The organism is Schaalia sp. 19OD2882 (assembly GCF_018986735.1).
GTDB lineage: Bacteria > Actinomycetota > Actinomycetes > Actinomycetales > Actinomycetaceae > Pauljensenia.
In genome coordinates this window covers 1,446,553-1,465,111 of record NZ_CP065521.1, presented here as the reverse complement: position 1 = coordinate 1,465,111, position 18,559 = coordinate 1,446,553, and the positions used below count along the sequence as shown (strand labels likewise).

Here is an 18,559-nt window from a genome sequence, read left to right as displayed (position 1 = left end):
CCAACCGTCCCTCAACGACGAAAGGCAACACCCATGAAACGCACCATCGCCCTCGCGGCGACCGCACTGGTCGCCCTGGCAGGAGTCACGGCGTGCAGTGACAATGCGCAGTCGGGGCAGGCCTCCGGGGCCGCAGGTTCCAGCGGCAAACCCCAGGTCATCATCATCTCCAAGAGCTACCAGAACCAGTTCTACCAGGCCGCCTTCAAGGGAGCCCAGGCCGCAGCCGACGAACTCGGCGTCGAACTCACCACCAACGGGCCCGACGCTGAGTCGAATGTCTCCCAGCAGGTCGAACAACTCGCCGCCGCCGTCAACCAGCGTCCGGCAGCCATCGCCCTGGCAGCCAGCCAACCCGACGCCGTGCAGGACGTGCTGCTCAAGGCCAAGGAGGCGAAGATCCCCGTCATCGGCTTCGACTCGGGCGTCCCCGGTGACTCCTCCGGGGCAGTGGTCGCCACGGCGACGACCGACAATGTCGCCGCCGGAGCCAATGTCGCAAAGAACCTCATCGGGAACCCGGATGTCCAAAAGGCGCTGGCCAAGGGCACCGAGGCCGCCCCCGCGGTTGTCGGCGTCCTCGCGCAGGACTCCACCTCCGGTTCGATCGTGCAGCGTGTGGACGGGTTCGTGAAGGAAGCCGTCTCCCAGATCGAGGCCCTGCCGGGCATGGCGGGTGCAGTCGACGTCTCCGGTCAGCAGAAGTGGACGATTCCCGCGTCAAAGGCGGCCAAGGTGAAGATCGTCGTCACCGTGCCTCCGACCACGTCCCAGGCCGACATCCAGGCGGCGGCGAACTCGGTCCTGTCGACCCAGGGTCTGGTGGCGATCTTCGCGGCCAACCAGGACGGGGTCAACGGCATGATCTCGGCAACCGCCGATGCCACCGACTTGGACAAGACGTCGGGCAAGTACAAGGACATCTTCGTCGTGGGCTTCGACGCCGGGGCGTCCCAGAAGGCCGCGGTCAAGGACGGCAAGTTCCTCGGGTCGGTCTCCCAGGATCCCTACCAGATGGGCTACAAGGCAGTGGAACTGGCGGTCAAGGCCTCCAAGGGTGAGGCAGTGGCCGACGTCGACACGGGCTCGGTGTGGTACGACAAGTCGAACATCGAGGACGAGAAGGTCGCAGTCCTGCTCTACGACTGACCCGACTCCACTGAGCCCGGACCCGGCTCGGGGCTCCCGGCACAGGCTCGACCCGCAACCACCCGCCCCGACTCGTCGCGACACCCCCGTCCTCGGCACTGGAACGAGGGCGGGGGTCTCGTGCACAATGGAGGGCAACCGTGCGCGGCCGGGCCGTGACTCATGGATGATCACCCGCCGGGTGGTGCGAGGACGTAGGGGAAGACGATCCTCAACCGACTGGAGGTCACGATGAGAGGGACGTACACCCGCGGTGTACTTTTTGTGCACTCGACGCCGCCCGCACTGTGCCCGCACATCGAATGGGCAGCAGGCACGGCGCTGGACCAGGAAATCCACCTCCAGTGGACCCCACAGGAGGCAGCGCCCGGCATGGTGCGCTCGGAAATCGCTTGGGTCGGACCGGCCGGATCGGGAGCCCGCTTGGCATCCGCCCTGCGCGGCTGGGAGCACCTGCGCTACGAGGTCACCGAGGAACCGGCCAACGGCACCGACGGCGGGCGCTGGTCACACACGCCCTCCTTGGGAATCTTCCACGCCCAGATCGACACCGCCGGCAACACGGTCATCCCCGAGGACCGAGTGCGCGCCGCCCTCGAATCCTCCCTCACCGTCGAGGAACTGCGAGAAGGTCTCGATCTGGCCCTCGGACAGGCGTGGGACGACGAACTCGAACCCTTCCGTTACGCCGGAGCCGGAGTGGCGGTCCGCTGGCTCAACCGGGTCAGCTGACCTGCGGTCACGACACCGAGAAAGGACCACTGCATGGGGACGATCGCGGACCTGCTGGGCTACTCCCTGTCGCAGGAACCACCGGCCAACTCCGCCGCAGAGACGGAACCTGGCGGAAGCGACGCCCAGGAGTCGGCCCGCGCCCTGCTCGCCGGCGTCACGGACGAGGACGCCCGCACCCGCGCAGAGCGAGCCCGCGAATCCGTCATGACCGCAGTCCTGGAACACACCGACCTCGACCCCCAGGAGGCGCGAGAAGACCTCGCACTGGCCACCGACCTCGACCTGGACACTCTTGGCCTGTACGCAATCGTGTCCATGGTCGAGCACGAAACCGGCAGTTCCTTCCCCGATGAGCAGATCCGCCAATGGCGCACCCTCGGCGACCTCCTCGCCGCCGCTACTCCCGACTGACCGACCTCCGAAGACGCCCCTGGTCGCAGCTGCCGCAATAGGCTGGTGGGGCCAGGGGCGACAATGCAGTCGCCCCACCTGAGGCAGGGGAGGAGCATCCATGGAGATCCACGGTCGCCTTCCTGTGAAGCGCCGCAAAGTGCTCGTGCCGACATGGGTGGCCAAGGCGCTCATGGCCGCCTCCGGTCTGATGATGGCCCTCTTCGTCCTCGTCCACATGGCCGGCAATCTCAAGCTCCTCCACGATCCGGCGGCCATGGACGCCTACGCCGCGTGGCTGCGCCACGTCGGAGTACCACTCCTGCCCGACGAAGGGCTGCTGTGGGCATTCCGCGCAGTCATGGGTGCCGCACTGGGAGTCCACCTCCTGTGCGCAGCGATCCTGTGGAGACGGGGACTGCGCACCCGTACGCGAGGGGCCAAGGGCATGGCCCTTCGGGCATGGGGTGCGCGCCTCATGCTTCCCACCGGGATCCTGCTGCTGGGATTCGTCGCCGTGCACATCCTTGACCTGACCGTCGGCGCCCTCGTGGCATCCGACACCTTCCGCCACCCCGATCCCGCCCACCACGCCGCCGCCAATGTCGTCGCCTCCCTGTCCAGGCCCGTCATGGCCGCAACCTATGCGCTGGCCCTGGTGGCACTGGGAGTCCACCTCGCCCACGGTCTGGTGCTGGCATGGGCGGACCTCGGGGGCAGCTCCGTGAAGGCTCGCCGCCTTGTCCGCACGTTTGCGTTCCTCCTGGCCCTCCTTGTCGTCGCAGGTGACGGGGCAGTGCTGGTCCATTCACACCTTCAGGGGGTGACGCCATGACCACCGCCGCCCGTCACGCAGCCGATCCCGGGCACGCTCTCGACTCCGAAATGCGCATCCTCGAGGGCGGCACCCTCGACCCGCACGAACCCGACACCAGCCCCGACCTCATGTGGAAGGAATTCGTGGCCAACGCGCGCCTGGTGAGCCCCGGGAACAGGCGGCGTTTCACCGTTGTCGTCGTCGGCACGGGACTGGCGGGGGCAGGTGCTGCCGCTGCGCTGGCGGAGCTCGGATACACGGTGGACGTCGTCACCTTGCACGACACTGCGCGGCGAGCCCACTCGGTGGCCGCCCAGGGCGGAATCAACGCGGCCAGGGCCCGTCGTGTGGACGGGGACGCCCTCGAACGCTTCGTGCGGGACACCGTCAAGGGCGGCGACTTCCGCGCCCGCGAATCGGAGGCTTGGAGGCTCGGACGCGAATCGGAGCGGGTCATCGACCACATGAACGCCTTGGGCGTGCCCTTCGCCCGCGAGTACGGGGGGTCCCTGTCGACGCGTTCCTTCGGCGGCGTCCAGGTCTCCCGCACCTACTACTCACGCGGCCAGACCGGCCAGCAACTGCAGGTGGCGGCGTCCTCGTCCCTCATGCGACAGGTCGCAACCGGACGCGCACGACTGTGGGTGCGACACGAGATGCTCGACCTGGTCCTGGCCGACGGGAGGGCCGCCGGGGTGGTCGTGCGCGACATGCGCACCGGGGAACTGCGGGTCCTGCGCTCCCATGCCGTGGTCCTGGCGACCGGCGGGTACGGGAACATGTGGTACCACTCGACCTTGGCGAAGAACTCCAACGCGACCGCCATCTGGCGCGCCCACCGCAAGGGCGCGCTCTTCGCCTCTGCCTGCTTCGTCCAATTCCACCCCACGGCCCTGCCCGTGTCCGCCACATGGCAGTCCAAGACCACCCTCATGTCGGAGTCCTTGCGCAATGACGGGCGCATCTGGGTGCCGGCGGACCCCGACGAGCAGCGCCCGCCCGGCGATGTGCCCGAAGACGCGCGTCACTACTACCTGGAGCGGCGATACCCGGCCTTCGGCAACCTCACGCCCCGCGACATCGCCTCACGCGCCGCCCGCGAGCGCATCGAGGCGGGGCACGGCGTGGGCCCGCTGAAGAACTCCGTGTACCTGGACTTCCGCGACGCGCTTGAACGCCTGGGCCGCGAGGTCGTGGCGGAACGCTATGGGAACCTTTTCGACATGTACCGCGAGGCCACCGGAGAGGACCCCTACGAGCGCCCGATGCGGATCGCTCCCGGTGCACACTTCACCATGGGTGGCCTGTGGGTCGACCACCAACTCATGAGCAATGTGCCGGGCCTGTTCGTCGCAGGTGAAGCCAATGCCGCGTACCACGGAGCCAACCGACTCGGCGCGAACTCCCTTCTGGCCGCCTGCGTGGACGGCGCCTTCACGATTCCGCTGACTGTGCCCGACTACCTGGCTGGCCTCCTCGGTCAGGACCTTGTGGCCGAGGACGACCAGGCGGTGCGCGCCGGCCTGGAAGAGGTCAACTCCCGGACCGAGGCGCTGTTGGGCGCAGGTGGCGCTGTGCCCGCCAAGGAGTTCCACCGAGAACTGGGTGCGCTGCTGTATCGAAACTGCGGGGTCGTGCGGGACCGGCAGGGCCTCCAGGAGGCCGTGGGGCAGATTGCGGACCTTCGGCGCGCCTTCCACGAGGACGTCCAGGTCACAGGGACATCGGGAGAATGGAACCAGGATCTGGTCGAAGCCGCCCGGGTCGGCGACTACCTGGAGCTGGCCCAGTTGACCTGTGTGGACGCCCTGCACAGGGAGGAGTCCTGCGGTGCACACTTCCGCGCCGAACACCAAAGTGAGGACGGTGAGGCCCTGCGCGACGACGCCTCATGGATGCGTGTGTCCGCTTGGCACTCCAGCGGCTGGGGGGACGAGGGCGGGTCCGCACAGCCGGTCGAGTTCGTGCACCACCAGGAGAACCTGCATTTCCGGACCGTGCAGGTGGCCACGAGGAGCTACCGATGAGACTGAAGCTGAAAGTGTGGCGCCAGAGCGGCCCGCAGCTTCGGGGCCGCTTCGAGAAGTACGAGCTGGACGGGTGCGATTCGCGGATGAGCGTCCTGGAGCTGCTCGACCACCTCAACGAGATGCTCACCTCGCAGGGAAAAGCCCCTGTGGCCTTCGAGTCCGACTGCCGCGAGGGGATCTGCGGCGCCTGCGGACTCACGGTCGACGGGCGCCCGCACGGGTGGCGGGACAACCTGCCCGCATGTCACCAGAGGGTGGGAAAGCGCCGTGACGGAGCGGTCATCACTTTGGAGCCTCTGCGCAGCGGGCTGTATCCGGTGGTGCGTGACCTGGTCGTGGACAGGGGAGTACTGGATGAGGTGACCTTGGCCGGTGGCTTTGCGAGTGTCGACACGGGACTGGCTCCCGATGCGGACACACTGCCCGTGCCCCATGACGTGGCTGAAGCCGCCCTGGACCTGGCGGCCTGCATCGGGTGCGGCGCCTGTGTGGCGGCATGTCCGAACGGCTCGGCGGCCCTCTATGCGGGGGCTCGTGTGGCGCACCTTGCGTCCCTGCCGATCCCCTCCCTGGAACGGGGGCGCAGGGCGAGGGCCGTCGCTGCGGCGGTCGACCAGTGGTTCGGCGCGTGTTCAGGGTACAGGGAGTGCGCGCGTGTGTGCCCGGCAGGTGTCGACTTGGGGGCGACCGCCCTCGTCGCGAAGGAACGCTGGGGTGCCGCCCTGCACCCGGCACGCACCTGAGCCCCGCTCATCTGAAGAAGGACACAATCAGCCGAAATCCCGCCCCGCATGGCACCTCAGTACCTAGCATCATGCGTGGAGTCTCTGTTCGGCGAGGAAAGGAGCGACCATGGACGTGCGCATCGAAGAGGACCTGCTCGGACCACGGGAGGTTCCTGCGGAGGTGTACTGGGGAATCCACACGCTGCGTGCACTGGAGAACTACCGGATCTCCGGCAGGACCATCTCCGACGTACCCGAGATGGTCCGCGCCATCGTCCAGGTCAAGAAGGCCTCCGCACTTGCCAACAAGGAACTGCGGGTCATGGAGCCGCGCATCGCCGAGGCCATCGTCGCCGCCTGCGACCTGGTCCTGCATGAAGGTCGCTGCATGGACCAGTTCCCCATCGACCAGTTCCAGGGCGGGGCCGGCACGTCGGTCAACATGAATGCCAATGAGGTGATCGCCAACCTCGCCCTGGAGGTGCTGGGTGAGGCGAAAGGACGCTACGACATCGTCCACCCCAATGACGACGTCAACCGCTCGCAGTCGACGAATGACGCCTACCCGAGCGCTTTCCGCATCGCCCTGCACCGGGAGGTCGCCCGGCTGAGACGGTCGGTGGACGACTTGGCGGACACTTTCGCCGCCAAGGGGCAGGAGTTCGCCGACATCCTCACCATGGGACGCACCCAGCTGCAGGACGCCGTGCCCATGACCCTCGGCCAGGAGATGATGGCCTTCGCCATCACTTTGCGTGAGGAGGATGATCGCCTGGTCAACAACTCCGACCTGTTGCTGGAGGTCAACCTGGGCGCCACCGCCATTGGCACCGGTCTGAACACCCCTCCCGGCTACCAGGAGAGCGTCATCCGCCACCTGCGCACGGTCACAGGGCTGCCCGTCAAGGGCGCGTCGAACCTCATCGAGGCCACCTCCGACACGGGCGCCTACGTGTCGATGCACGCCACCATCAAGCGCACCGCCGTGAAACTTTCGAAGATCTGCAACGACCTGCGTTTGCTGGCCTCGGGTCCGCGCGCCGGCCTGAACGAGATCAACCTGCCGGAGATGGCCGCAGGGTCGTCGATCATGCCCGCCAAGGTGAACCCGGTGATCCCCGAAGTGGTCAACCAGGTGTGTTTCCACGTCATCGGCAACGACCAGACGGTGACCATGGCGGCCGAGGCAGGACAGTTGCAGCTCAACGTCATGGAGCCTGTCATCGCCCAGGCCCTTTTCGCCTCCATCCAGCGGCTCACCAATGCCTGCCGGACACTACGGGAGCGTTGCGTCGTCGGCATCACGGCGAATGAGGACGTGTGCCTGGGATATGTCACCGGTTCCATCGGCATCGTCACCTACTTCAATGACGTCATCGGCCACCACGCCGGCGACAAGGTGGGGCGCAAGGCCGCGGCGGAGGGACGCACCGTGCGTGACGTGGTCCTTGAGCTCGGGCTGCTCACCGAGGATCAGGTCGACCAGATCCTCTCGCCGGAAAATCTTGCTCGTCCTCGTTTCCGCGGCCGCCTGGTGGGCAAGGCCGTGGTGCGGGAGGAGGCAGAGGAGGGGTCCTCGCAGGCCGAAGGGGCGAAGGGGCAGGACGAGCCAGTCGGGTCGCCCTCGCAGGATTGACCCCGCGAATCCGGGCGGGGCGGTCCTGCGGGCGCGCGGGCAGACGTCACGGTGGGCACGAGGGCGGCCCCGCCCTCGCCCCGTGGAGATCACGCAGCGCGCCGAGGAGACGCCGCTGCGCCCTCGTCACGAAAAGGTCCCACAGGGGTCGCGGACGGACTTCCTGCCGGCACGAGAGAAACGGGACTCAGCGCCCTCGTGGACGGGCTGTGAGACGGATCCCCGCCCACGCCTGACCGACCGACGCCGCACAAGTAGAACTGAGCCCAGCCACCTTCGCAGCCTCCTCGACGTCGGCCACTGGAACGGCGCCGGGACGCGACGGCTTGGGGATGAGGACCCACACCTGGCCGCCGTCGTCAAGGTTCGTCATCGCATCGACCAGGACATCCGCCAAGTCATCCTCCTCGGCGTCCTCCGAGCGCCACCAGACGATCGCCCCGTCGACCACATCGCCGTGATCGACATCGACCAAGGGCTCGCCAGTGGCCGTTTCAATTGCTGTTCTCAGGGCTTCATCGCAGTCGTCATCGACATAGAACTCCTGGACGACCTGGCCTGGGGTGAATCCGAGTCCCGGGAATCCAGCGGCTGCTTTTCCATTCGGCGCGGCTGCGCCATCTGCTTCAGACGTCACGTGCCAATGGTAGGGCACGCCTCGGGCTGAAGTGGCCCACTCGACGGTTGAGGATCGCCGCCTGTGCTCAGTGCAATGAGTCCTTTCTCATGGGCCGGAAGTCCCGGTCAGGCTCGCAAACGTTCGAGTGAAGCGAGACAATGGACCCCGTACGCACGATGACGTGTGCAATCCACGCGTCCAGATGGAGGAAGAGGTATCCGTGAGCACCACGAGCGAGAGCCATCCTGTCGTCAACGGTCTGCTCCGGCAGGTCCCGGACAATGATCCAGCAGAGACCGCCGAATGGGTGGAATCCCTGTCGGGTCTCATCGACGAGAAGGGCGGGCCGCGGGCCAGGTACATCCTGCTGCACATGCTCGACCGTGCCCGCCGTGCCGGAGTCCAGCTCCCACAGGAGTACACGACCCCTTACGTCAACACGATCCCGGTCGAGGACGAACCCTACTTCCCCGGTGACGAGGCCCTTGAACGCCAGTTCCGCCGGTGGATCCGCTGGAACGCCGCCGTCCAGGTCACACGTGCGCAGCGCCCCGGCGTCAAGGTCGGCGGACACATCTCCTCCTACGCCTCCGTGGCCACCCTGTACGAGGTCGGTCTCAACCACTTCTTCCGAGGCAAGGACCACCCGGGCGGCGGTGACCACGTCTTCTTCCAGGGTCATGCCTCGCCCGGCCCCTACGCTCGCGCCTTCGTCGAAGGACGCATGAGCGAGGAGCAGATGGACGGCTTCCGCCAGCAGGTCTCCACCACCAAGGGCCTGCCCTCCTACCCGCACCCGCGCCAACTGCCCGAGTTCTGGGAGTTCCCCACAGTGTCGCTGGGCCTGGGGCCGGCCGCCGCCATCTACCAGGCGTGGTTCGACCGCTACCTGCACATGCGGGGCATCAAGGACACCTCCCAGCAGCACACGTGGGCCTTCATCGGCGACGGCGAGATGGACGAGCCGGAGTCGCGAGGCATGCTCCAACTGGCCGCCCAGCAGAGCCTGGACAACCTGACCTTCGTCGTCAACTGCAATCTTCAGCGCCTGGACGGCCCGGTGCGCGGCAATGGCAAGATCATCCAAGAGCTCGAAGCCTTCTTCAAGGGCGCCGGATGGAACGTCATCAAGGTGATCTGGGGCCGAGGTTGGGACCAGCTGCTGGCAGCCGACAAGGACTCTGCGCTCGTCCACATCATGAACGACACCCTGGACGGTGACTACCAGACCTTCAAGGCCAACGACGGCGCATACGTGCGTGAGCACTTCTTCGGACGCGACCCCCGCACCAAGGCCCTGGTGGCCGACTGGACGGACGAGCAGATCTGGGCTCTGCAGCGTGGAGGTCACGACTACCGCAAGGTCTACGCCGCCTACAAGGCCGCAATGGAGCACACCGGCCAGCCGACCGTCATCCTTGCACACACGATCAAGGGCTACATCCTCGGGTCGAACTTCGCGGGCCGGAACTCGACCCACCAGATGAAGAAGCTCACCCTGGACGACGCCAAGGCGCTGCGCGACCGCCTGCAGATCCCCATCACGGATGAGCAGCTCGAGGCCGACCCGTACAAGCCTCCCTACTACGCGCCGCCGGCCGACCACCCGGCCCTGCAGTACATGAAGGAACTGCGCCACAAGCTCGGCGGATGGGTGCCGGAGCGCCGCTACGAGCGCGACCCGAAGTTGCCTGAGCTTCCCACCAAACCCTTCGACTCACTGTCCAAGGGGTCGGGGCAGCTCGAGGTGGCCACCACCATGGCCTTGGTGCGTCTGCTCAAGGACCTGCTCAAGGACAAGAACGTCGGCCGCTACTTCGTGCCGATCATCCCCGACGAGGCGCGCACCTTCGGTCTGGACGCCATCTTCCCCTCGGCGAAGATCTTCAACACGCACGGCCAGAGCTACACGGCCGTCGACGCAGACCTCATGCTCTCCTACAAGGAGTCCGAACAGGGCCAGGTTCTGCACACGGGCATCACCGAGGCCGGGTCGGCGGCCGCTCTGCAGGCCGTGGGCACCGCCTACGCCACGCACGATCTGCCGATGGTGCCCTTCTACATCTTCTACTCGATGTTCGGCTTCCAGCGCACCGGTGACTCCTTCTGGGCGGCTGCCGACCAGCTGGCACGAGGTTTCGTCATCGGCGCCACCGCCGGCCGCACGACTCTGACCGGTGAGGGACTGCAGCACCTTGACGGGCACTCGCCTCTGATTGCTGCGACGAACCACGGCTTCATCACCTACGACCCGGCTTACGCCTACGAGATCAAGCACATCGTGTGGGACGGCCTGCAGCGCATGTACGGCCCGGCTGACGGGCGCGACCCGAACGTCCTGTACTACCTCACTGTGTACAACGAGCCGATCCACCAGCCTGCCGAGCCGGAGAATCTGGACCGTGAGGGCCTGCTCAAGGGCATCTACAAGGTGGCGGAGCACTCGGGAGTGGGCCACAAGGTGCAGTTGATGGGCTCCGGCATCTCCCTGCCGTGGCTGGTCGAGGCCAGGAAGATCCTTGCCGAGCAGTGGGGCGTGGACGCCCAGGTGTGGTCGGTGACCTCATGGTCGGAGCTGCGCCGCGACGCCTTGGAGGCTGATGAGCACAACTTCCTCCACCCGGATGAGCCCGCGCAGGTGCCCTTCATCTCCACCCGCCTGGGCGGGGCCGAGGGACCGTTCATCGCCTCCACCGACTACGACAAGATGGTGCCCGACCTGATTCGTCAGTGGGTGCCGGGCAAGTACCACGTGTTGGGAGCGGACGGCTTCGGCCTGTCGGACACGCGTCGCGCGGCGCGCCGTCACTTCCACATCGACGCCGAGTCGATCGTCCTGCGCACTCAGCAGGCTCTGGTGGAAGAGGGCGTCATGGACCGGTCGGTCCTGCGTGAGGCGATCAACCGCTACGACCTGTTCAACTGCTCGATCGATGCTGCTGGCGACACGCATGAGGACTGACCTTTGTCTTCGCTGATCGCCGATTGACGAGGGCGACGGCCCCGGGACCCGACGACGGTCCCGGGGCCGTTCCCGTCCTCGTGCATGAAAGGGACGGGTGCTGCGGCTGGTGGGCCTGTGAACGCGGCCTCAGGCCTGACGCGCTGCCCTGTACGGCAAGGAGCCACCCGCGTCCAGGTAGCAGCGCGGGCACAGTGACTCGTATCCGACCTCGACTCCGTCGATCGCCACCTGTTCCCCGTCGAAAACGAAGTTTTGGCCGACCCTACGGCCGTTGAACATGGCCTTGCGGCCGCAGCGGCAGATGGTTTTGAGTTCTTCGAGGGAGTGTGCGACCTCGAGCAGGCGCCGTGACCCGGGAAAGGATCGAGTCTGGAAGTCGGTGCGGATGCCGTAGGCGAGTACGGGAATGTCGAGTTCGACTGTCACCCGCAGCAGGTCGTCGACTTGGGCAGGGGTGAGGAACTGGGCCTCGTCGACCAGCAGGCAGGAGATCGCAGCGGAGGGGATGTCGGGCAGCAGTGCGCTTGAATCATGTCCGCGCACCGCATCGGACATGAGGGCGAAAAGGTCTGTGTCCGGCGCGACCAGCAGGTCCACTTCACGCGAAACTCCGAGCCGCGAGAGGACGCGTGCATCGCCCTTCGTGTCGACCAAGGGTTTGGCCAGAAGGACCCGCTGCCCACGTTCCTCGTAGTTGAAGGCCGCCTGGAGCAACGCGGTGGACTTGCCGGAGTTCATCGCTCCGTAGCGGAAGTACAATTTGGCCACCGGGGCTCCTCTCGTGCCATCCGATGGTACCTGCGAGTGCAGGACGGATGCGATCCATGCACGGCGGCGTGGCTGGTCCAGTCTGGGCGTCGGTGGGCGCAGGGGAGCTTTCCGGTCAGCAGTCGCTATGCTTGTCCGGTGCCCGGTGCGGGCACGGGGCCTGTAGCTCAGTTGGTCAGAGCGCTGCGTTTACACCGCAGAGGTCGTCGGTTCGAGGCCGGCCGGGCCCACCGGTCACGTTTTCGTAGTTCCCGGTGGGTTCGACCGTGACAGCGGCCACCGCCCTACACAACCTCCCAGTCGGAGGGCACGAACGACGCACCTGTCGGTTCGGGCGGACACTGACCCCGAGCGCACCCCATGAACACCTCCTCCATCTGCTCAGGCGTGTAACACCAGAACCCAGAATGATCCACCAAATACGACGGAAGAGAACCAAGCTCCTGCGCTGCAGTCGACTCTGAAGATGCATGTTGAGAAAGGAGGCCGCCCGTTTCGGAGTCTCGCTGCTCAGCCCCAAGCTTGATCTGACCATTGCCTCCAGCACTTACATCCAGTATTGGATCATCGGCCCTTCCTCCATGGTCTCCCGTCGGATCTGTCGTGCCATAAAGCGGAGGCAGAGAGATGAGCAAAGTTGAAGTAATTACCAGTGACCTTGTGGGGCAAGGGAAAATTCTTGGGTTCAGATGTAGGTGCACGTCATTTCTCCTCGATAACACATCCCCACAGGATCCATTTTCCAGAAATCCACTTGCTTTGAATTTCAATCTGATGTTCCCGAGGTCCCCGGCGATCAATTGCGTGATTCTTGAAGAGGGCATGGGGAGATGCCTGCAGAGTTCCGATTAGTGCAATTCTTCCATCATTACCGAGGATTGGACGTTCGGACGGCGAAAGACTATATCGTAGACCGTGGACCCACCCACCCCTTGAGTAAACATTTTTGATTGCCTCAATCCTGCTCTTGCAGAATTTGCAGGAGTTTCCTGAGACTGCTTCGAGTTTTTCGGTGTCGCCCGTGTACCAGGAGTAGGCGACCAGATCCAAGTAGTAGTTCATGAAGGCTTCTGCACCTTCGACGCTGGGGTCCTTGGCGATGGCGGGCAGTACCGGCTCGACCATGTCCGGGTCGTCGGGCTGCAACAAGTACCCGTTCGGGCCCACCACGTAACCACCGGACATCTGAACCTCACCCGACTGCACACCACTGGCAACAGAGTCCAGCGATCCCGCAGAATCCCCGCTCTGGCCATCCCCCGGCCCCTGACACGCGGCCAAGCCCAGCAACCCCACCACCACACACGCCAACACCAAGGGTCCAGCGCCATGTCGAGCCAGCACCCTTGCCTCGCTCTCATTTCCCATGGGCCCTACAGTAGATGCTCAAGGGCTCAAATGGAAGACAACTGAACAAATTCGTTGACAAGTATCCCGCCCTCTTGTCTTCTCGTGAGATTTGTTTGTTGTCTTGTTTTGGGTGGGTGTGGGGTGTGTCAGTGTCCTTGGAGTTCTTCGGCGGTGTCGGTCAGGGCGATGTGGAGGTGTTTGACTTCGAAGGGGGGTGTGGTTTCGACGGTTTTGAGTTTTTCGTGCAGGGTGATGGTGTGTCCGGTCCACGGGTTGGTCACGGTTGCTTGCCACCATGTGGTCAGTGTCAGGTGTGTGGACTCGATTGGCTCTTCATAGGTGTGTTGGTTGGTCATATCCGGGTAGGGGGCACCCGGGTCGTGGGAGACCACCGGGTGGCTGCCGTCGCCGAAGTCGAAGATGAACTCTTGGGCGTGGAAGGTGATGGTGACTGTTTTGCCGAGCATGTTCACCGCGTGTTCCTGGTGGGTGCGGGTGGCGTGGGCCAGTTGGGCGATGCCCACCACTGCCAGGTTCGGGGGCTGCATGACCAGCCCGGCGGGCTCGACCGTGACAGTGGCGAGCGCCCTGCGTGTGATCTGCCAGTCGGAGGGCACGAAGGGCGCATCTGCCGGCTCGGGCGGACACTGACCCCGAGCACGCCCCATGAACACTTCCTCCATCTGCTCAGGCGTGTAACACCAGAACCCAGAATGATCCACCAAATACGACGGAAGAGAGCCAGACTTCGACTCCGCCTCTGGGACCTCCGGAACCTCAGGCTCTCCAGCAGGGCCAGGCCAGCCACCGCCACCAGAGCCTCCTTCTTCTGATTCGAGGTCAACCTCTGGATCGCTCGAGCCGCCTGTACTCACCGACAGATTCGCCGGTGATTGATCTGCGGGCAGTTGCCGTGTCGAAGCTGGTTGAAAAGGGGCAGGAGAAGCCAAAGAAGAGGTGGCCGCCACAAGTGTGATCCAAATGCCGACCGTGAGGAGAAAATGCAATAGATGACTCACCGCTCCCCCTTGACGATTCCCGCGAAGAGAATCCATTCACCGTCAATCCACTTGCTCTGAAGCTGCATGTCATATTCCGTGAAGTCACCATGATATAGGGTGCTATTTTGGTACACGACATGCGAAGACTCTCGCAAAGCGCCAATGAATCCAACGCGACCATCATCCGCAAGAATTGGCTCTTTGAGTAAAGTCATCTCATATGAAAGCCCGTGTTCCCATCCGCCTTTTGCGTAGACGTCCTCGATCGTTTCGATTCGGCCTTTGCAGAATTTGCAGGAGTTTCCTGAGACGGCTTCGAGTTTCTCGGTGTCGCCCGTGTACCAGGAGTGGGCCAGCAGATCCAGGTAGTAGTGGATGAAGGCTTCTGCGCCTTCGACGCTGGGTTCCTTGGCGATGGCGGGCAGGACCGGTTCGACCATGTCCGGATCGTCGGGCTGAAGCAAGTACCCGTTCGGGCCCACCACGTAACCACCGGACATCTGAACCTCACCCGACTGCACACCACTGGCAACAGAGTCCACTGAGCCCGCAGAATCACCACTCTGACCGTCCCCCGTGCCCTGACACGCGACCAGCCCCAGCAACCCCACCACCACGCTGCACGCTGCTACCAAGGGCCCAGCACCGCGTCGAGCCAGCACCCTCGCCCCACTCTCATTTCCCATGCCCCACACGCTAGATACTCAAGGACTCAAATGGAAGACAACTGAACAAATCTGTGGACAACCACCCCCACCGCACCAAGCCAGCTGACGGACGAATCTCGCGAAGGGGCGGACGAATCTCGCGAAGGGGCGGACGAATCTCGCGAAGGGGCGGACGAATCTCAGCGAATGACGGACGAGTCTCGCGAGGGAGGAGTGGAGGAACAGTCGCGGGAGGGGGTCAAGGCTGGAGCAGGGCCAGGGCGGCGGTTGGGTCGGGCTTTCCTGTGGCGGTGGTCGGGATCGCTCGGACTGCGACGATCCTACGTGGGCCTTCCCACGGGGCCAGAACATCTGCCAGTTGAGCGGAGAAAAACGAAGTGGACCATTCCTCGGGGCCATCCTTCTCAGCTGTCGAGGTTGCAGCACCGCCGTCAGCATCGGCGCCGGCCGTACCAACACTGTCGTGGCGCTCCACCGGTAGCGTGCCGGCATCGTTGCCGCCCGCAGGCACAATGACGGCGCCGACCACTTGGCCCCAACGCTCGTCAGGCACACCCACCACCAATGCGTCCCTGACCTCGGGCAGCGCCCGCAGGGCGTCTTCGACCCGCAGAGGCGACACCAGCTCGCCGCCCGTGTTGATCAGGCGCGACGCCCTCGTCTCGAAGTGCACGAAGCCGCCCTCGTCATAGCGCCCCAGGTCGCCGGTGGGCAACCACCCTTCCCGGCCTCGCTCGGCTGCCTCCGCCGTGCTCACCCCGGGCCCGCTGACCTCGACCTCGCCGACGATCCCGGCACCGGTGAGGATCTCGCCCGCTGCGGAAACCAGCCGCAGGTCCAGATGAGGGAAGGGCCGCCCGATCGCGCCCTCGTGCGCGGCCCAGACCTCGGGCGAGCACATGGCTCCAGCCCCGCCGGTCTCGGTCATTCCCCACACGTGGATCGGCGCCAGGCCAGCCGATCGCATCCGTGCATGCAGGGTGGGCGACATCCGGTCGCCGCCCACCAGCGGGCGGGTCCATGACGACAGGTCCGCGCACACGTACTCCTGCGCATCGAGCAACAGGTGACACATGACGGGCACCAGGAACATCATCGAGATCCGGTGCTCCTGGACCGCACGCAGCACCACTTCGGGCGAGAACTCCGGCATGACCACCAGGGTTCCGCCGTGGCACACGGTGTCCATGGTCGTCCCGTTGAACCCGCCGACATGCGACAACGGAGCGCACACGCCAACGACGTCGCGCCCGGGCGTGTACTCGAATCCGTCGCGAAAACTCATCGACGCCCACCACAGGTTCTCGTGGGTGAGCTCGACAGGATGTGGACGCCCCGTGGACCCGGAGGTGTGGACCAGGGCGGCCGTGCGCCCACTACTGGGCAGGGGAGAGTCCTCGGCAGGTGTGGCAGCATCGACGAGGGCGGCCAGCTGCTCGAAGGACAGAGTGCTCACCCCCGAGGAAAGGCCCTCCACCGGGCGGGTGGGACCCAGAACCAATGCCGCCCCGCACCCCTCCAGCAGTTCGGCCAGCAGGGCGGAGGGCAGACGCGGCGACAACGGCACCGAGACGGCTCCAGTCCACGCGCAAGCGATGTGCGTGAGGAAGTGCCAAGCGGAATTCGCGCAGACAAGCGCCACCCGCGTCCCCTCACCGACCCCGAGGCTCCGCAGCACTGTGGTCAGGCGCCGCACGGTCAGCCACGTCTGGGCGACACTCCACATGCGGCCGGTGCCCACATCCACCAAGGACAGGCGCTCAGGGTGTTGGGCGGCAGCCCGACCGAGGAAGCGGGCAGGGGACAAGTCGGGGGCGGTCACGACGCGCAGGTCACCCTTGAAGGAGCGGAGGGATTCGTAGCGCCTGCAACGCCGACAGCCCCGACAGTGCTCGACGAGTTCACAGCACTCGCCGCCTTCGCCCGCTTCGCGGCAGCGCGGGCCGCCCGACGAGCCTGCAGGTTCTCCAGGACCACGCTGGCCTCCTGCAGAGCCGAACCCTGCTCGTCCAAGTGCGCGAGATGCTCCGGGATCGCGAAACCGCGAGCCCTCATGCCACGCGCCCACAAGTAGCCGGCCCGGTACGAGGAACGCACCAAAGGCCCGGCCATGACGCCTGCGAAACCGATCTCCTCGGCCTCGGCCGCCAACTCGAGGAACTCCTCCAGATGCACCCACCGGTCGATCGGGTGGTGCAGGGGAGAAGGACGCAGGTACTGGGTCAAAGTCAGCAGGTCACAGCCGGAATCCCGCAGCGCCCTCATGGTCTGGCGCACTTCCTCACGAGTCTCACCCATGCCAAGGATCAAGTTGGACTTCGTGACCATCCCCAAGTCGGCCGCGTGGCGGATCATCGCCAAGGAACGCTCGTAGCGGAACGCCGGGCGGATCTTCTTGAAGATGCGCGGAACCGTCTCCAGATTGTGGGCGAAGACCTGCGGGTTCGCTTCGGCAATCAGGTCCACCCCCTCCATCTGCCCGCGGAAGTCGTCCACCAGCAGCTCCACGCCGGTGGAAGGGGACTTCTCGTGGATCAGACGGCAGGTCTCGGCGTAGAGCCAAGCGGCCCCGTCGGGCAGGTCGTCGCGGGTGACACCGGTGATGGTGGCGTAGCGCAGGTCCAGGCCGGCCACGGATTCGGCGACCCGGCGAGGCTCATCCGTGTCGTATTCGGTGGGGCGCCCGGTGGCGATGTTGCAGAAGTCGCAGCGGCGGGTGCACACGCGCCCACCCAACAGGAATGTGGCCTCGCGGTCCTCCCAACATTCGTGGATGTTCGGGCAATTCGCCTCCGCGCACACGGTGTGCAGTCCCTTGGCTTCGGACAGGGCGCGCATGTCCATGTAGTTCTCGCCGGACTTGGCGTACTGGCGGATCCAGTCGGGCTTGTCCTCGATGGGGGTCTCGCGGTTGCGCACCTCGACGCGCAGCAACTTCCTGCCTTCGGGGTCCGGAATGGTGCTCACTGCATTCCTCCTGTCGTGGCTTCCCGCCGGGCGGTGTCAAGCTCGTCCGCACCGTTGACCCACGCCACGGGGGTGCCGGGGCGAGCAAGGCAGGGCTGGATCGAGTCGACCAGCTGAGGGACCAGGGCGCGGGCGGCGCAGGCGAGGTCGGTGTGCACGCCCTCAGTGTGCAGGGACGCCACCGTGGCATCCGCCAAACCGCAGGGGATGATGCCGCGAAATGCGTCACTCATGTCGATGGCGACATTCAGGGCGACACCATGCAAGGTTGCGCCCCTGGCAACCTTGAGGCCCATGGCGCAGATCTTCCGGTCGGGCCCCCCGTCCTCCAGGATCCACACTCCCGCGCGCCCTTCCACTCGTTGGACGGGCAAAGACCACCTCCGGCGCAGGCAGTCGATGACTCCGGCCTCGACGGCGCGAATCCACTTGACGGTGTCCACGGGCTCGGCCAAGCGCACCACGGGATAGACGACGACCTGCCCGGGGCCGTGCCAGGTGGCTGAGCCCGCGCGGTCGGTGTGGATGATCGCAAGGGTGGTGTCCGGTACGTCCTCGGGGCGAGTGTGGCGTCCGGCGGTCCACGTCGGCGTGAACTGGGCGACGACCAGCGCGTCCTCGGCACCTTCGAGGACCTGCCGGTGGAGGCGCCTCTGCAGGGCGTCCACCTCCGTGTAGTCGGTAAGGCCCAGAGGCAGCAGGTCGATGATGCGCACGTGGGGATTGTAGTCCCGCCCTC

Annotated in this window: 16 protein-coding genes and 1 tRNA gene; 9 read left to right on the top strand and 8 right to left on the bottom strand. The window is 65.6% G+C overall.

Annotated elements, in window-relative coordinates; all coding sequences use genetic code 11:
* Positions 1 to 33 precede the first annotated feature (33 nt).
* From I6B53_RS06475 to aspA, 7 genes are all read left to right on the top strand, one after another.
* Positions 34 to 1,149: a substrate-binding domain-containing protein gene (locus I6B53_RS06475; RefSeq protein ID WP_216763447.1), complete on the top strand. Its 1,116-nt coding sequence runs from the start codon at positions 34 to 36 to the stop codon at positions 1,147 to 1,149.
* Between the two features lie 231 nt (positions 1,150 to 1,380).
* On the top strand, positions 1,381 to 1,881 hold the full coding sequence (locus tag I6B53_RS06470) for a DUF3145 domain-containing protein (protein ID WP_216763445.1): 501 nt from the start codon (positions 1,381 to 1,383) through the stop codon (positions 1,879 to 1,881).
* 33 nt (positions 1,882 to 1,914) lie between these two features.
* Positions 1,915 to 2,295, top strand: coding sequence for an acyl carrier protein (locus I6B53_RS06465; protein ID WP_216763444.1), 381 nt, complete (start codon positions 1,915 to 1,917; stop codon positions 2,293 to 2,295).
* A 100-nt stretch (positions 2,296 to 2,395) separates the two neighbouring features.
* Positions 2,396 to 3,109, top strand: coding sequence for a succinate dehydrogenase (locus tag I6B53_RS06460; protein WP_216763442.1), 714 nt, complete (start codon positions 2,396 to 2,398; stop codon positions 3,107 to 3,109).
* Between the two features lie 110 nt (positions 3,110 to 3,219).
* Positions 3,220 to 5,118, top strand: coding sequence for a fumarate reductase/succinate dehydrogenase flavoprotein subunit (locus tag I6B53_RS06455; protein ID WP_253954013.1), 1,899 nt, complete (start codon positions 3,220 to 3,222; stop codon positions 5,116 to 5,118).
* The gene (locus I6B53_RS06450; protein ID WP_216763440.1) at positions 5,115 to 5,864 is read left to right on the top strand and encodes a succinate dehydrogenase/fumarate reductase iron-sulfur subunit; all 750 of its coding nucleotides are present in this window, start codon (positions 5,115 to 5,117) and stop codon (positions 5,862 to 5,864) included. The genes I6B53_RS06455 and I6B53_RS06450 overlap by 4 nt, the downstream gene beginning before the upstream one ends.
* A 109-nt stretch (positions 5,865 to 5,973) precedes the next feature.
* Positions 5,974 to 7,482 carry an aspartate ammonia-lyase gene (aspA, locus tag I6B53_RS06445; protein ID WP_216763439.1) on the top strand — a complete coding sequence of 503 codons (1,509 nt, stop codon included), beginning with the start codon at positions 5,974 to 5,976 and terminating at the stop codon, positions 7,480 to 7,482.
* A gap of 187 nt (positions 7,483 to 7,669) precedes the next feature.
* On the opposite strand, the gene I6B53_RS06440 is transcribed toward aspA, so the two are convergent.
* Positions 7,670 to 8,119 carry a DUF3052 domain-containing protein gene (locus I6B53_RS06440; RefSeq protein ID WP_216763438.1) on the bottom strand — a complete coding sequence of 150 codons (450 nt, stop codon included), beginning with the start codon at positions 8,117 to 8,119 and terminating at the stop codon, positions 7,670 to 7,672.
* 202 nt (positions 8,120 to 8,321) lie between these two features.
* Here I6B53_RS06440 and aceE point away from each other — a divergent pair, with 202 nt between their 5' ends.
* Positions 8,322 to 11,063: a pyruvate dehydrogenase (acetyl-transferring), homodimeric type gene (aceE, locus tag I6B53_RS06435; protein ID WP_216763437.1), complete on the top strand. Its 2,742-nt coding sequence runs from the start codon at positions 8,322 to 8,324 to the stop codon at positions 11,061 to 11,063.
* A gap of 129 nt (positions 11,064 to 11,192) precedes the next feature.
* Here aceE and I6B53_RS06430 read toward each other — a convergent pair whose 3' ends face one another.
* Positions 11,193 to 11,834, bottom strand: coding sequence for a thymidine kinase (locus I6B53_RS06430; protein WP_216763436.1), 642 nt, complete (start codon positions 11,832 to 11,834; stop codon positions 11,193 to 11,195).
* A gap of 156 nt (positions 11,835 to 11,990) precedes the next feature.
* On the opposite strand from I6B53_RS06430, the gene I6B53_RS06425 reads away from it, so the two are divergent.
* A tRNA-Val gene (locus I6B53_RS06425) sits at positions 11,991 to 12,064 on the top strand.
* A 472-nt stretch (positions 12,065 to 12,536) separates the two neighbouring features.
* On the opposite strand, the gene I6B53_RS06420 is transcribed toward I6B53_RS06425, so the two are convergent.
* From I6B53_RS06420 to lipB, 6 genes are all read right to left on the bottom strand, one after another.
* Positions 12,537 to 13,202 (bottom strand): DUF6318 family protein, encoded by a 666-nt coding sequence (locus I6B53_RS06420; protein WP_216763435.1) that lies wholly within the window; start codon positions 13,200 to 13,202, stop codon positions 12,537 to 12,539.
* 128 nt (positions 13,203 to 13,330) lie between these two features.
* Positions 13,331 to 13,906 carry a hypothetical protein gene (locus I6B53_RS06415; RefSeq protein ID WP_216763434.1) on the bottom strand — a complete coding sequence of 192 codons (576 nt, stop codon included), beginning with the start codon at positions 13,904 to 13,906 and terminating at the stop codon, positions 13,331 to 13,333.
* 293 nt (positions 13,907 to 14,199) lie between these two features.
* A complete protein-coding gene (locus tag I6B53_RS06410) occupies positions 14,200 to 14,871 on the bottom strand; it encodes a DUF6318 family protein (protein ID WP_216763432.1) in 672 nt (223 codons plus the stop codon).
* A gap of 220 nt (positions 14,872 to 15,091) precedes the next feature.
* Positions 15,092 to 16,675 carry a class I adenylate-forming enzyme family protein gene (locus tag I6B53_RS06405; protein ID WP_253953799.1) on the bottom strand — a complete coding sequence of 528 codons (1,584 nt, stop codon included), beginning with the start codon at positions 16,673 to 16,675 and terminating at the stop codon, positions 15,092 to 15,094.
* Entirely contained in the window at positions 16,672 to 17,820 is a 1,149-nt protein-coding gene (gene lipA / locus I6B53_RS06400) for a lipoyl synthase (protein WP_216763430.1), read from the bottom strand. The genes I6B53_RS06405 and lipA overlap by 4 nt, the downstream gene beginning before the upstream one ends.
* Positions 17,817 to 18,536, bottom strand: a complete 720-nt coding sequence (gene lipB, locus I6B53_RS06395; RefSeq protein ID WP_216763428.1) for a lipoyl(octanoyl) transferase LipB — start codon at positions 18,534 to 18,536, stop codon at positions 17,817 to 17,819. Before lipB ends, lipA begins: the two co-directional genes overlap by 4 nt.
* Positions 18,537 to 18,559 lie beyond the last annotated feature (23 nt).